The sequence below is a fragment of the Mariprofundus sp. EBB-1 genome, from assembly GCF_003665155.1.
In the GTDB taxonomy this organism is placed as follows: Bacteria; Pseudomonadota; Zetaproteobacteria; order Mariprofundales; family Mariprofundaceae; genus Mariprofundus.
Genome location: NZ_RCFQ01000028.1, coordinates 13,578 through 29,587 on the forward strand (window position 1 = coordinate 13,578; position 16,010 = coordinate 29,587).

Here is a 16,010-nt window from a genome sequence, read left to right on the forward strand (position 1 = left end):
AACAGTTAACCATGCACATCACTCTCAATTAGAAGCTCAATGCCACTGGGAAATCACGCAGATTACTCATCTCAGGACTCGTTGGGTGTTGTTGCCCATCAGTGATCGTTGGTACATAGCGTGAGACATAACTCTGCAACTCCAGCAGACTGACCGTGCCATCATTATTGCCTGATTTTCGGTCGGCTTCACCATCGAGAGCTTTCAACAAACCCGCGGTAAAGGCACCATGCCCTCCAGAAAAGTCACGCGACTCAAGTGATGATTCACGCCCTGTTGAAGATGCAAGCACACCGATGCCCGTTCCGTTCGCCAGTTCCTGCATGACATCTGCAGATGAGAGTCTGCCCCGTGTTTTCCAATCCTTATTCCCCAAAGCTCCGGCATGACAGATATCAATCCAAAGTAACGCTTTCTGATTGCGCGGTCGATTGCGTAAAAAACGGTTAAATTCGGCAACATCAATACCTGAATATGGTACAGCATAATCCCCATCGCTGGGCATAAAGTAGAGTGACTGATCTGAATCCTGGACACCATGACCTGCCAGGAAAATCAGGATCACATCATTACTCGATGCTTGGCGCAGAAACTTGTTCATCTCCACTTTGATACTTCTTGCATCCGCATCGCTATTCTTCAGTACCTTAACATGGACTTCACGAAAGAGCTTTCCTTGCTGTTTTTTCAGCGCTTCGCCAAGTGACTGAGCATCGGCATCAGCATAATCCAGATTCATCTCTGTTTTTGCATACTCAGAGACACCAACTCCGAAATACCATAGATGAACATCGCTACCAGCTGCAGAGTGTGAAGCAACAGGCTTGGCTACTTTCTCTATATATGCCTCAACGGGACTAACACGAAGCCCATCAATATCAACCCAGGCACGAAGTGCATTAGTCCCTTCTTCAAGCTTAAACTCCTGTTCAAAAAGGTAACTATTTTCGGACTCTTTAATACTCTTGATCTTAATGCCTCGCAACGCAAAAGTCCTGCCGTTATGCATATAAGCAACCCTGGGTTTGTCAGCACCTTTATCCTTCAAACTCACCTTCACGCGCATGAGATAAGTCCCACTTGACGATTTTCCCCTGGCCAGAGACAACAGCTCCGTTTTATAGTGTGAAAGAAACATCTGTTTACTTTGCTGCGCTAATGTATGGTCATCTTCTCCAGTGCTCCCTGCTTCATCAGATGCTACAGAACGCAATTGATTGGCAATCAATCCTGGTCGTTCCATATGGGCAGCAGCATCTCGAATGTTTAACTGTGTATCGCCAATACCCAGATAAACATTATCAGCCCCATATATCGAACTGGTGAAATACCCCTGACCATTATAGGCAAACCATTCGCCATCCCCTTCGAGTACAATGCTCAAAACTTTTTTCAGCTGTTTAAGGTCAAAATATTCAACATGATTATCTTTATACAGAATGACCAATAGATTATTTTTTGGGAACATATGTGCTTTGGTAATAGTATAATCCACACTTAAGGTTCGCTTGGAGCTGCTACCTAGTTTTTTCAGCTCCAGATAGGATTTACCATAAACCAGTTGCATACCATCCACCTGCTCTCTGAGTTCCCATTTCGAATACTTTGCAGTACCTTTATATTCGCCCGCTCGAGTATATTGGTAGACTCTGCCATCATTCTGCCCATCGCTCGCCAACAAAATTGGCGCCTCAGGGTCATCTTTATTTATTTCAATATCACTAATACCATTATTCTTGAAGTGAACAACATCCCTTACATCTCCATTGGCCAGATTGAGAGAGCGCAAATACTTGGAACGGGTCCATCCATAACCTTTCTCAACCCATTTAGTGGCAAAATAAATGATTGTACCATCAGGTGAGAACTCGACCCCAGTCAAACCATTATCAGATGTTGTCTTTCTGTAGCGTAAATGTGAGGTACGCAAAGGAACGGTATAACGATGCATTCGCTCACTATTTGACAATCGATAAACCTCGAAGATCATTTCATTAGATTCATTATTAACAGAGCCTGCCACTACAAGCACTCCCTGATGGTAAGTGAAACTCTTCACATTAAACTCAGCATCAGCTACATGTGTTCGGGTATAATCAACTATATTGTAACGATAAAAACTCTTGCCTTCTAATGTCAAAAAGCCTTGTTCCAGCTGAGTAGAGAGAGAAACACCTTCACTCTTCCATAGATGAACTACGCGACCACTTGCTGTATCCAGCACTTTGACACCTTTCATATCAAAAATAGCTAGAAGACCACGCTCCTTATAAGCATAGCTATTCCAGGCAGCAGAGGATTCAAATGTTTTCTGATCCTTGATAGTCATACTCTCAGTATCCAACAACTTGATGGAGGCTGCCTTTTTATCAAAGAGGTATGCTCTGTTACCATGCGGGGCCTCCTTATAACTAATCCCCTTTTGCATATATTTACTAACCGGCGGATTCTGCTTGATTTCTCCTGTATCTGAGTTGTAATGGACATACGACTCATCTTTCATTTTCATCAGAAAAAGAGACGAATCAGCAATAGCTTCTGCATAACTCACCTGTTTAACTGCCTTCATCTCCTGCCATGTATCGATATCCCAAAAATGTTGCTGATCATAATTATCCTGATATGTGAGTTTGCGACCATCCCCACTGATAGCAAGATTGAAAATCCACGTTCCAGGCACATCAATTTCTCGTTCAAGATCATAGGATTGAGCATTTAGAACACTTATTTTTCCACTTATGCCAGCCACATTAAAGATATACCTACCCATTTTTCCCCAAACAGCCCTTCCTGCACCTTGGTTTGCCCATGCATTCACCCATCTGACAGGCCTCTTTTTCTCCATATCAAAAACCCACATCCCAGAGAGTCCAAAACCACCAAGGAGAAACTTACTACTGTCTGGGGCCCAGCTTATACCTGACGTTCTCGAAGAAATGACGGGTTGCTGAATCAATGGAAGTCCAGATTTGGTATCGTAAACAATCACAGCCGAACTCACAGAAGCATCAGTGTTTGTGTAACGACTTATAGTTGCAACGTACCTACCATTCGGAGAAAATGACTTGGACCCTGAACGCCCAAGAGAACGGACTGCGACATGTTTATCCATATCCCAAATCAATGTCGGCATGGTACCAGAAGCTATATAACGGCCATCAGGAGAAATGCTCTTGTAACTAAAATCCATGAAAGTGCTATACGATATTGAAGGCTCTCCTACCTTACCAATTGGCGACAATGCAACCCTCCGATTCTGCAAGCGGCCAGTTGCAGTCATATTATTGGCTACAGGAAAAGACTCACCATAACCATGCACCTGCAAGCGACCAGCTGAAATACCATGTTTGCTAATAAAATAATTCGCAACTGAATGTGCCCGGCGCAATGATAGCTTTTGATTTGTAGCAGAGGAGCCTTGTCCATCGGTATGTCCGTCTACTGCGAAAATATAATCCTGTGCCTGAGCATCTGTCAGCAATCTCGCCACTTGATCAAGACTGGAATAATCTGACTGAGGAATGACGTCCGAACCTGAGCTAAAATGCACATTGATTTTAAGTGCCTGACCAAATTGTTTCTCCCATTTCTGCAGAAAGGGGTGAGTTTTAGTGTACGTATCCACTTTCTTCTTATTAGCCATATATCGTAGAAGGTCGAGGCGCTCATATTTGTACAACCTGACTGTATCTCCCCCCTTCAATGAACAATGGCGATCCAAATGAACAAGTGCCTGCTCAAAATCCTGAGCTGCCAGACGGTTCCTATACATCATAAAATGTAACTGATCATCATGTCCAAGCCCGATATATGACTGGAGTGTCTTGTACATCTCATCAAAATCGAGTGTAGCAATCGCCATATCAGCGCGACTATTGAGATGTTTAACCTTGTCCTTATTAATATAAGCATGTCTGATACTGCGTTGAAAATAATCCCTTGCCCTTTGCTCATGATTATCCAGATCACCATTTTCAAATAGAATCTTTGCAATAGCAGCTTCCATCTGATCCTGATTCGGGAACATCTGCAATCCCCGCTCGAGAATTTCCAGTGCTTCCAGATGCTGATATCCAGAAGAAAAAGAGTTCTTTAATCGAGCCATTGCCAGATAAGTTTCAACAGTCGGATGAAAATTCAATGATAACTTGTACAGGCTCAGAGCATCAGACTCTGCTTTAAATCTCTTCTCATAACGTTCAGCTAGCATTATCATCATTTCACTAATTGATTCTCTGCCATACTTCGAACTCATTAAGTTTTGAATGATTCCCTGCAATGGTTCGGTAATTCGACCAGCTTTTTCCTGAGTAGATAGTGATGAACCCATCAAGTGATCCAATTGAATACCAACCCACTTTTCATATGAACTAGAAACAATAAAATGTTCATGGCTATTGCTGAATATTTTGTAGAATAATTCTGCTGATTCAACATACTTTTTGTCGGATCTCAACACGCTGGCACGAATATAATCAATCACATCTGCAGGCACTCGGGCCCTCCAGCGTTGTATATACTCATCCTGCTGCGGCGCTTTAAATTCAAAAGCTGCATTGGTAAATAACCAATACCCATAAGCAGATGGATCATCCTGAAGAGATTGTTCAGCTAAAGATAAATAATCTTCGTCAACATCAATATGGTAAAAAAGATTTGCTATACAGGCTTTTGCTTTATTCCCATAGCGGGAAACACAATTTTTCAATGCCTCCACCTGCCGCTGTTCATCCCCCTCATAACCGGCCACGGCAGCTTGCGAAAACATCCCCTCCGGAGAATTCGGTGACTTCTTTGCCACATAACTACGTAGCATCTTTTTTTCACTGAGACTAGGGGTATGAATTGATCGTTCGAAAAGCTCTGCTATTGTACTTTCTGAAAATTCATCTGGGTATTCAGACGCTTGTACAACTGGCGTCATTGAAACAGTCAACAAAATAAGTATAGTTAATATTTTCAGCATAAACTCTCCTAATACATCTATCACAATACCCTGTCAATGACGATGTAGTTTGTAAACTACAGCAACGATCTAATCCAGTACCACAATCACACTGGCAGTTTCCAGAAAACCATCTTTGATCAACTTACTCAGCTTGTCGGAAGATGAATTACCCAAAACCAGTTCTGTGCGCGTTTTACCCCAGGTGCGCAGAGCCTTGAGTACCAGCGGGCGCTCACCAACTCTGGGGTGGCCTTGTGCCAATAAAAGGTCATTCATAAACAATGAAATAAGCTTACCACTCTCCTTCGCTTCGTTCTGATGTTTGTTACCCGGATACATCACCCCGCCACGAAGTCGCCGCACTTTAGGAGCTAGTGAAGGAATGAAATTGGAGCCTCGTGCATCAATGATCAGACCAGTTGGATCACCTTTAGCCACACCTGCCGCCACGCGTTCAGGATTCACTTTCATCAATTTTTCCAAGGATTCCAGACGACGATTCATTTTACCAATCTCCACACGCCAATCCGCCTGGACAGGCACCGGCTCTGCCTGAACAGCAGGGATCAGATCAGGAAATTGACCCAGTAGAAGCCTTGCAAGCTTTATTGCGGCGCTATCAGCGGAGTCTGTTTTACCCCGATATGCACGCTTATAGAGACCAGAGGCCAAATCACCGGAGAGAGAAAAACCAAGCATAACCCGACAGGAGCCATCAGCCTCAAAGCTTTTATCCAGCATCTGGGCACCCTTCACCACGCCCTCAACAGTCGTGCGAATCACATCACTCTCAACAACAAAGTCTTTCACCAGTGTTTTCGACTGCACCCGAACACCTTTTGTTGTCTCCAGCAGATTGCGTTGTGCATCAACCACTGCAGCACGACAAGCCAGAGCATGTCTCTGAGCAGCGTATTTAGCACGATCAGGGGGGACGCCAATACCTTCGGCAAATACTTTACCAGAACTCCAGTTCACTCCGCCTGAACTACCACTCCATTCAATCACTTCACCGGGTTTCTCCGCCCAGGCTGCTGTACCCATAAATAAAATAACCGAAAAAAACGTCCCTAATATATAATATCTCCATTTATTCATCGAGTAGCTCCCGTTCCACCGAAATAATCTACATCTCCCATAATGGTTGAAGCAGATGGAGCCGGATACCAGCTATTACCCCGCGCATCAATGCGATATGGTGACATACTTTGGATATGAAACGGTTTCATCTCTTTGAAGCTGGTCCTTTTAAAGCGAGGTTGCGCTTTGCCCATAATCAGCACTCCGCCTGAGGTCGCACCTTCAAGTCTTGAGCCTGAAATAAGCGGACGACTGACACCGGATATTTCCATAGCGCTATAGCGATTATTCATCAAGGTAGAATCCATAATCTCAGGAGCTCCGGCAGTAACCGTAATAGCGATAGCTGCACCATCCACAATCACCCCCTGCAATTTCACAGGATGCTCACTGGAGAGCACCAAAGCCTGTTTACCACCATTGATGCGGATAGGATTCTCTTTACTGCCAAAGCTCTGCAGTTCACCAAATACTTTAAGGCTACCGCTGCTACCAGCATTGATAATGACTCCAGGTTCAATCAATAAAATAGAGGTAGCGGGTAAAGAACTGTCACCAGAGAGATTGTATTTTCGTCCAGATCGAAGTACTGCAATGCCTTCTATGACGGCAGGTAGTGTTTCCGGCAATTCCATGGCTGAAGCCAGCCTTGCATCAGCCAGTACGCCACCTGAAACCGTGGATGATTCACCGCGATTGCCTGCGTGATCAATAGCCACGATACGGTAATAGCGGTTGGCAAATGATTTGGCCGAACTGTCTGTATAATGATTATCTTTACTACCTGCCAGTTTAGCAAACGGGCCCTGAGCATGATCAGACACCATTACCTCATACGCGACTACATCCTGTTCCTCGGCAATATCCCAGTTCAGTTTCAGGCCATGCTGAACCGTCTGGCTGTGGATGCCAGATGGAGCTTCCGGTGCCTTATTATCAATGGCAAGCAGTCCGATCGGACAGATCCATTCATTTTGAATACCGGAATCATCACTTAGCACGCCCACGACAGCAGCCCCATCAATATTATCACCGGGAGCTATATTATATTTGGCGGTATAGAAACCGGGCTGCTCTTCCACCAGATCGATGGTTTTGAAACCATCAATACGGACAAAACCGCGCTTACCCGGCTCACCCTCCATGGCGACAGCCAGGGTATCACCGTAATGAAGTACCCGACCAATACCATCATGCACCACCTGTTTAATCTGCGGTGGCAAGGCTCCTTTCAAACGAGCAGGTTCCGGAATATTCGGCATCATTTCCCGACCCAGCTCATCAGCGGCACGGAACAGGTTGATATCACGGGTATGATACGCTGCAGAGATCACATTCATAATCAGACCAATCGGCGTGGTAGAGATACCACCGGCATGAGTACGGACAATATCTTCACCAGACCAGATCTCTTTACCGTTGCGATCGATCAAACGCAGACGCACACCCACCGCCACCTGACCATAAAGCACAAAGAAGTGTTTATCATAATGGGTAATCTCACCATAGAGCAGACCATCCACCCCCAGTGTTGATGCGAGATCCCCCACCTTGGCAGCATCGAGCTTATCTGTTGCATACAGGTCTGCTGCTTTCAGGCGCCTGTCCACATCTTTCCAGTGCAGGCTACGATAGTTTTTGGAGGCGAAGTGATTAAAGATAGTGCGGCGCACTACTTCGAACGCTGCATCTTCATCGGTTCGGTTAATAAAAGGCAATACGGCAATCGAACGTGGCAATGAGCTGACATCTGTTTGTGCGCTTTTATCTTCATGTGTATTGATGGCAGGAATCGCAATTGCCATATTTTTTGTTGCTCCTCCACATGAAGCCAGTGACATCATCGTCAACAACACAACTAGATACTGCAAAGCCAAACTCCTCCATCGCAACGCTATCTGCATGAACCCTCCCTTTTTAATTGTATATCCAACTTTATAGACGAAAACAGCACCTTTGCCAACACTCTGCACATACAAAGAGACAAAAATGGTATAAACAAGAAGCCTTTCGGTGATACCATTTTTGTCCGGTGTCACCCCATAATACAGCTATTCCGCACTTGAACTATTGCCAGTATTAAATTAGAAAGTCTTAGTCTATACTGAATAAAACCTTACAGGGAGAGGATTCATATGAAAATAAAACATCAATTTATTGCCAGCTTGGCATTATCCACAGCCTTATCGATATTCGCTGTGAATGCTACAGCAGAGCCATATATGGATAGCTTTCAGAACGCAGATCATAAAAACATTGGAAACTTAAACTGGGGCAGTGGTGAGATTAATGCCATTGGGTACGGTGTAGTCCCACCACGATATGCCAATCAACCTGCTCGTGGCCGTGCTATGGCTATTCGCGCAGCAAAGGTTGATGCACAGCGTAATCTGTTAGAGATCGTTATGGGTACCAGCATCAAATCAAAAACATTAGTCAAAGATAATGTTACTGAAGGTGATGCTATTCACGGCCAGTTAAGAAGTTCAGTTCTACGCAACGCATCGGTCGTTGGTAAACCCCATTATATGGATGATGGACTGGTAGAAGTAACCATGGCAATTAATTACCGTCAGGACATTGCCACCACCCTACTGGAAAATTATGGCACCAAAGTAGATCGCAATAGAGTCACGTCGATGCCACAAGCAAAAACGTCGCATGCTGCACCATCAGAAAAAGCATCCCCTGTATCTGGTCTTATCATTGATGCCTCTGGCAAGGGGTTAAGGACCGCCCTGCATCCCCGTATTCTTGATGAGAAACATCACGTAATCTATTCAGGTTCGATGGTTAGCGCTGACAAGCAGAATAATATTGTTGCCTATGATAATTCTGCCTCCGATGCATCTAAATTACCTCGCCTTGGCCAACGTACGCTAACCATTAAAGCCTTGAAAATTCTGGATAAAACAGATGTTATCATCAGCAACGATGATGCAGCAAAAATCGGACAGGCCGCAGGTATGGCTGACACCTTGCATCAGGCTCGCGTCGCTTTTGTTTTATAACACTCTACTGACCTGATATTGAGCAGTATCAGAGTTACATCTGATATACCCACCGCGTCATTCCATTTCATGAGATTGCTAAAGTTGAATAAACATGACCTTGGCATCTTTTCAGATTCCCGTAAGGAGACCCTATGAAAAAAATCATTCTCGCAACCAGCCTCTGCCTCATGATGACTGGCTTAGCACATGCCTCATCGCTTGATTCTTCAGCACATCACAATAAAGCAGCCGAACGATATGTTGCACAAAAGCAGTTTACCAAAGCACTGACAGAATATGATATAGCCATTAAGAAAGATAAAAAAAGTGCTCAGGCCTGGCTGGGAAAAGCTCAGATTCAATTGCAACTAAAGCAGTACTCTGCACTAAAGGGTACGCTTGAAGAACTGGATGATGTCAGCAATTCCAAAGCTGAGAAATTCGAGTTCCTGCTCGTTGAAGGACAATATTATCTTGCTGCCAAACCAAATCACTGGCTTAGTAAGCTAAAACAGAACTTCTTCAAGGCCAGAAACATGGATACTTCTCGCAGCGATCTCTACCTGTTGATGGCACGCGCTTCAGTCGCCGGTGGCAAAGAGAGATCTGCACGCCTGAACTACAATAAAGTTATTGAACGTGGCGGTCCACTTGCTGCCGTAGCCTCTCAGGAACTGGCCTCCATTTTCCGACAGGCTCAAGCCAGTGGTACAGGCAAGGGTTGGGTTGGCGATTTAGCGGACAGGGCAACGATTGACCGTGCCACACTCGCAGCGGTTTTGGTTGATGATATCGAAGTACAGCAACTGTTCGATAAACGAAGCCGCACTATTGCCCTGCCTTCAGACTGCAAAGGCAACACATATTCAGCCGCCATTGATACACTTCTGAATATTCAAATCACCAGTGTCGCTCCCGACACAAAAGGTTTATTCAATCCGAATGCCAATGTCAGCCGATTTGAGCTAGCCAAATTGGTTGAAGAGATTCTGATTGCTTATACCAAAAAAGAGGAGCTCTCGCATGCTTTTATGGGCACAAAGAGCCCGTTCCCGGATCTTAACGCCAACCACTACGCCTATAATGCCGCATTTCTATCAATCTCACGTGGTTTGATGGCCACGGATGATCTGGTTGAAGGCAATTTCTCAGGCGATAAAGCAATCTCTGGTACTGATCTTCTCTTGGTACTACGTAAATTGGGAAGCCTGGAGCGCCAGCAGTGAAACGGGCTATAGCGCTCATAATTCTAGGGCTTTCAATCGCCAGCCCTATGCCTCTAAGTCATGCTGATGATTTTGATAACGCGAATCAATCCTCTGACGATGCCTTTGCTGAAATAGATAATATGTGGGATGATGCATCAAAGGATATAGATAATTCATGGCAAACATATAGCGATGAAATAGATCAAGCATGGAATCGCTATGCTGCAGAAATAGATGCAGCCTGGGGTAAAGAGAATAGTAAAACCCCTTCAAAAAAAGAGTGGGTTGAATATTCCGAAAAACGCGATGCACGCAGCAGTATCGATTTTGAAAAAGGTGAACTGCAGGTAGATATCATACTTGAACCCGGTGAATTACCTGAATCCATGCAGGTAAAAGAACGCATTCAGAAACGCCTTGAACTGGTTATTACTGAACCGGCCAGGGAAGATCCCGCCTTGAAAGTGACTCCGCCTTTTGATCTTGATATCACGGATACAGCCACTGCGGATATCCATCCATTAAAAGGACAACTCAAACTCTCTAATGGGGAAACCGTCACACAAAAAAGTGCCTCAAAATTTGCCAAAGAGGTTATTAAATCACAACCAATTAAAAGCAAAATAATCCAGACCCCTAAAGGAAAGAAACAGGTAGTGTCTGTCTCTGTTGCATTGATTGCTGATCATGTCAAAAAGCGTGCAATGCCTTATCTAAAACGCGTAAAAGAGATGGCGCAACGCTATAACATCCCTCCTTCACTGATCTTCGGCATTATGCAAACCGAGAGCTATTTCAATCCCATGTCCCGCTCGCATGTACCTGCCTATGGGCTGATGCAATTGGTACCCCGCTCCGGTGGCTTGGATGCTTATGAATATGTATTCAAAGAGAAGAAAATTCTATCGGCTGATTACCTCTACAATGCAGAAAACAATATTGAATTGGGCAGCGCCTATCTAAAGCTGTTGCAGGTGCGTGAAATGCGTCGCATCAAGGATGCAAAAACCCGCATGCTATGTGCGATTGCAGCCTACAACACCGGCGGTGGCAATGTGGCCAAGGCATTTATTCCCGGCAGCCGCAGCATCAAAAAAGCCTCTGCCATTATCAACACGATGACCTATGAGCAGGTCTATGAACATCTGCGCGCCCATCTCCCCTATGAGGAGACCCAGCGTTATGTCATGAAAGTACGCAAACACATGAAAAACTTTGCCCGATTGGATTCATAAACACACAGAGAGTCTGCCCTCTGTCTTTGGCAACAAGATACTATAAAAGAGAGAAATTATGAATAATCACTGGATTGCACTTGGACTAATCACTGTACTGCTTACAGGATGTATGAATACCGCTAAAAAAACCATCAGTGACTTGGGCGAACGATCCTATTCCTCGCTAGGCGAATGGGATCATGCTCAGCTATGCCGCGCCTATAAGGAAGCCATGAAAGTAGATCAGTTCTACGAATGTGCCGATAACCTCATGAATCGAGAGATAACTGGCGGACCTTACTGGGATGAGATCGGCATAAAATCTTATACTGCATATGCGATGGCTGAAATTGATCTGGCTAAAAACGATTACAAGGCGGTCATAAAACATGCCTCTACCGCGATATCTCTATATGAACAAGGTAAAGAAGAGTATGGAGAACAAGTAGATATAATGAAATTAATGGAAACAGACTCATTTGTCATCAAAGCAAAAGCATACGTTCGATTGAACAACAAACAGCAAGCATTGAAAACTATGGACGAACTCGAATCAATTTTTCGGGAGAGTTACTATGTTTTCACAAGGCGAGCAAAAGGTGAGATTTATCTAGAAATCGGAGATTATGAGAAAGCTGTTCACTATCTGGAATGGGCTGGTACAAGGATTCCAGATGCATTGATTGCAAATGCGGTTAACCCCTGGGCTTATGTATTTGAAGGTGTAGACGCAAACTACAACAAAAGAAACATTGCCAAAATAAAGGCCTCTTACCCTTTAGCAAAAGCCTATCTTGAATCAGGAAGAATTGAAAAAGCAAAGATAGCCTATGAAAAGCTGTTGGAATTATATTCGGGGTTAACAGATGTATCGGAATCCTGGGAACTGCTGTTTGACTGGGCAAGAGTTTCAATTGCAAAGGGCGACCGCACGAGTGCATCTGAAACATTAAAAAAAGCTGTAACTGCAATTGAAACGAATCGCGCCACCATGGCATCTGAAAAAAGCAAAATGAGTTTTATCGGCAGAAAACTGGATGCATATGCCCTTCTGGTCCAGCTGCTCATGGATCAAAAACAATATGATGAGGCCTTTGCCTATGCCGAGCGGGGTAAAGCGCGCGCTTTGATCGATATCCTAGCTAGCAAGAAGCAGTTTGATGGTGGTGATGTAACCAGCGTATCGGAGCAGAATAAGCTGCTAGCTCAGCTAGATACTGCCGAGGCCAAAGCACATGTATTGAGTGGTAATAAAGATCAACAATCCAACAGCCGTAGCGTGGCGATCCATGCAAGAAATGCTTTAGTTCAACAGGCTCCTGAACTTTCATCCCTTGTGACAGTGAAAGCACCTGACGTAAAAGAGATTCAATCTCTCTTACCAGCTGGTGAAACCTTGATCGAATACTATGGGTCAGGAGATGATCTATTTGCCTTTATTGTAACCGCAGATGGCATTCGTGGTGTGAAACTGAATGGTAAAGGGTTACAGACTGATGTAACTGCATTCAGGGCGGCTATTCTTGATACGAAGGGCAAGAGTTACCAGCAGAGCGGTAATCGTCTCTACAACCGTCTGATTGCGCCTGTGATATCAGGGATCAATACAGCGAACCTCACCATTGTTCCGCATGGTGCATTGCACTATCTCCCCTTCTCAGCTCTCACCAGTGCCAAAGGTTTTCTGATTGATCAGTACAACATTCGCATTTTACCTTCGGCATCTGTGATGAAATTCCTAAAACATAATAATAACAAGGCGGGCACACTACTGGCCTTCGGCAACCCTGACTTGGGTAATGCCAAATACGATCTACCATTTGCCCAGAAGGAAGCGGAGATGATTGCCGGTAAAACAGCAGGCGCGAAACTGTTGGTCAGAGGCCAGGCCACCGAAACAGCGGTGAAATCTTACGGTAACAGCTTCCGTTATCTCCACTTTGCCTCCCACGGTACATTTGATGCCGAGAAACCGTTGCAGTCCGGGCTGCTACTAGCAAAAGATGATCAAAACGATGGCATGCTTACTGTTGGCGAACTCTACGATCTCAACCTCAACGCTGATCTGGTTACGCTGTCCGCTTGTGAAACAGCACTCGGCAAGGTTGCCAACGGTGATGATGTGGTTGGATTCACAAGAGGCTTTCTCTACGCCGGAGCCAGTTCCATCGTTTCCAGCTTGTGGCAGGTGGATGACGCCGCCACCTCTGATCTTATGACCGGCTTCTATGCTAATCTGGGCAAGACAGATAAGCGTTCAGCTCTCAGAAATGCCCAGCTATCCACCAAAGCCAAGTACCATCATCCCTACTACTGGGCAGCATTTCAAATTACGGGGGCTCTGCAATAATAAGATTATCCAAAGTAAAAAATTGACCAACAACAAAAAAGCACGCAGTTTTAGCTGAAAATAATGAATGTAAGCGGGAGATGTATGTGCCCACAGTATTGAGAATAGGAGCATATCGTTTTTTCTTCTATAGCAATGAAACGGGTGAACCTCCGCATATACATATCCAGCGAGACCGTGCATTGGCAAAGTTTTGGTTGAATCAGATTTCATTAGCCAGCTCAACGAGTTTTCCTCCGAAAGAAATTCGTGAGCTGCAGAGACTTGTTGAACAGAATAAAGCTGAATTATTGGAGGCATGGAATGAACACTTTAGCAATTGAAGTACATCCCGCAGCTGAGACAGTACATTTTTCCGAATCTGAGCTTATGGTAACTCTGGCAGATGGACGAACAATTTCAGTACCCATTGCATGGTTCTCAAGTTTGTCCAATGCGACAGAACAAGAACTTCATAACTATGAACTACTGGGTAATGGCGAGGGCATCCATTGGCCACAACTAGATGAAGATTTAAGCGTAAAAGGTTTATTGCTTGGTTTTCATTAACGGCTGAATTAACACTGCAATCTGAGAGGCAATCATGAAGAGATTATCACTATTAATATTATTAACCTTCGGGTTTATCCCCTTCTCCTACGCTACTGGTCAATCTACCATTGTAGAGGCTGAAGGCATTGCCTGCACCAGTCCAAATACCACTCGCATTCAGGCTGATGGGTTAGCCTTAACCAATGCCAAACGCGATGCGTCCGAAAAGGCTGGCACCCACCTCGAATCATCAACGCTTGTCAAAGATGCCGAGGTACAGGCTGATCTTATCAAATCATTTTCCAATGCTCAGGTTAAATTGATCACACGACTTAGCGAAGAGTGGGAACAGTCCGGAAAAATGGATTATTGCCTGCAATTGCGAATCCGCGCTGAAGTTGTACCCGACCCGGTTATCATGAAAAAGGTAGAGGCAAAAATTGTTAATGATCCCACGGCACCGCTCAATGTGAAAATATGGGTAGACAAAAAGAATAAGGTTTATAAGCAAGGCGAAGTGGTACACATTTATTTACAAGGCAACAAACCATTCTTTGGCAGACTTGTTTATGGAGATGCAGCCAAAAATAATATTCAGCTCCTGCCTAATCCTTACCGCAAAGACAACTATTTTAAAGGTGGAGTTATGTACGAAATTCCGGAGGGACATGATCGCTTTGAAATGGAGGTAACCCCACCTTTTGGCAATGAGACAATCACTGTCTATGCCAGCACATCACCATCCGGTGATTTACATCTGAAAGATGCTGGTAGCGTTTACCTGGTAACCACGGCACCAAAGGATATCAAAACTAAAACCCGCGGCATTAAGATTAATGAGGTAGGCTCCCCTACAGGATCATCTTCAAGACCATCTCACCAGCGTCCCACCGAATTCGCTGAAACCTCAGTAGAGTTGCGCACAACAAATTAAACATTGGCTATCACAGCCTATATAACTGTCTGTGATATCCATTAACCTGCCAATTCAATCCCCTGCAAATAATTCACTACCATATCATGGGAATCGTCCATACCAGCAAGAGAGTTTATTTTTAAATTCGGTAATAGTCTTTTTAACTCACCGACCAGAAAAAATGAGGACCAAGAACTTTTCTCAAAATCTCCTTGAACAAATAACAGTCCTTCTCACTTACTAAGAAAGCAGAGCTTCACCACCCTGACGGATTGCACCTTGAGCTTTTGAAATGCTCTCCACCAAGCTCGAAAAAACACTGAAAGTTACAGGTTTGGTTGCCAACACCGCATCGTAGTTGATCAAGCTATTCAGCAGAAAGTCATCTACGTAACCGGTAACAACCAGAATTGGTAGATCACTACTAAATTTTCTAATCTCCCCAATCATTGTAATACCATCCATTTCCGGCATCTGAAAATCACTGACAACCATATCGACTTTTCCCTGGTTCTTTCTGAATTTGGCAAGCGCATCCAACCCATTGTTGGCGACGATCACTTTGTAATCCATTCGCTCTAGAAAACGTTTGTGAATAAAAAGAACATCCTTATCATCATCGACAAGCAATACCGTGGTGGTTGGTTGGTCCTTTATCATAGTCAGCTCCCGAATAAATATTATGTCGAGCTTAGATAACGCATGGACAAAATCGATCATCATTCGAGTTCTTATGCTGGTTCTGCATTCATTGCGATGTCGCGGTT

The 16,010-nt window shown here is 44.4% G+C and carries 11 protein-coding genes; 7 read left to right on the top strand and 4 right to left on the bottom strand.

The features are described 5' to 3' along the window. Positions 1-28: 28 nt before the first annotated feature. The 3 genes from D8Y20_RS10765 to D8Y20_RS10775 form a co-directional block, all read right to left on the bottom strand. Positions 29-4,966: an OmpA family protein gene (locus D8Y20_RS10765; RefSeq protein WP_121543604.1), complete on the bottom strand. Its 4,938-nt coding sequence runs from the start codon at positions 4,964-4,966 to the stop codon at positions 29-31. A 69-nt stretch (positions 4,967-5,035) separates the two neighbouring features. After that, positions 5,036-6,046 carry an LPP20 family lipoprotein gene (locus D8Y20_RS10770; protein ID WP_121543606.1) on the bottom strand — a complete coding sequence of 337 codons (1,011 nt, stop codon included), beginning with the start codon at positions 6,044-6,046 and terminating at the stop codon, positions 5,036-5,038. After that, positions 6,043-7,899: a GNA1162 family protein gene (locus D8Y20_RS10775; RefSeq protein ID WP_161957624.1), complete on the bottom strand. Its 1,857-nt coding sequence runs from the start codon at positions 7,897-7,899 to the stop codon at positions 6,043-6,045. The genes D8Y20_RS10770 and D8Y20_RS10775 overlap by 4 nt, the downstream gene beginning before the upstream one ends. Before the next feature lie 264 nt (positions 7,900-8,163). Between D8Y20_RS10775 and D8Y20_RS10780 the strand changes: the two genes are divergently transcribed. The 7 genes from D8Y20_RS10780 (at position 8,164) to D8Y20_RS10810 (ending at position 15,261) form a co-directional block, all read left to right on the top strand. Continuing rightward, positions 8,164-9,039: a hypothetical protein gene (locus D8Y20_RS10780; protein ID WP_121543610.1), complete on the top strand. Its 876-nt coding sequence runs from the start codon at positions 8,164-8,166 to the stop codon at positions 9,037-9,039. Between the two features lie 134 nt (positions 9,040-9,173). Next, positions 9,174-10,247 carry a lipopolysaccharide assembly protein LapB gene (locus D8Y20_RS10785; protein WP_121543612.1) on the top strand — a complete coding sequence of 358 codons (1,074 nt, stop codon included), beginning with the start codon at positions 9,174-9,176 and terminating at the stop codon, positions 10,245-10,247. Between the two features lie 47 nt (positions 10,248-10,294). Beyond that, a complete protein-coding gene (locus tag D8Y20_RS10790; RefSeq protein WP_147434061.1) occupies positions 10,295-11,464 on the top strand; it encodes a murein transglycosylase domain-containing protein in 1,170 nt (389 codons plus the stop codon). A gap of 58 nt (positions 11,465-11,522) precedes the next feature. Then, a complete protein-coding gene (locus tag D8Y20_RS10795) occupies positions 11,523-13,796 on the top strand; it encodes a CHAT domain-containing protein (RefSeq protein ID WP_121543616.1) in 2,274 nt (757 codons plus the stop codon). A gap of 80 nt (positions 13,797-13,876) precedes the next feature. Continuing rightward, entirely contained in the window at positions 13,877-14,119 is a 243-nt protein-coding gene (locus D8Y20_RS10800; RefSeq protein WP_370050709.1) for a DUF4160 domain-containing protein, read from the top strand. Then, positions 14,100-14,345: a DUF2442 domain-containing protein gene (locus tag D8Y20_RS10805; RefSeq protein WP_121543620.1), complete on the top strand. Its 246-nt coding sequence runs from the start codon at positions 14,100-14,102 to the stop codon at positions 14,343-14,345. The genes D8Y20_RS10800 and D8Y20_RS10805 overlap by 20 nt, the downstream gene beginning before the upstream one ends. A gap of 34 nt (positions 14,346-14,379) precedes the next feature. Then, positions 14,380-15,261: a DUF4384 domain-containing protein gene (locus tag D8Y20_RS10810; protein WP_121543622.1), complete on the top strand. Its 882-nt coding sequence runs from the start codon at positions 14,380-14,382 to the stop codon at positions 15,259-15,261. Between the two features lie 222 nt (positions 15,262-15,483). On the opposite strand, the gene D8Y20_RS10815 is transcribed toward D8Y20_RS10810, so the two are convergent. Next, positions 15,484-15,903, bottom strand: a complete 420-nt coding sequence (locus D8Y20_RS10815; RefSeq protein WP_161957625.1) for a response regulator — start codon at positions 15,901-15,903, stop codon at positions 15,484-15,486. Positions 15,904-16,010 lie beyond the last annotated feature (107 nt).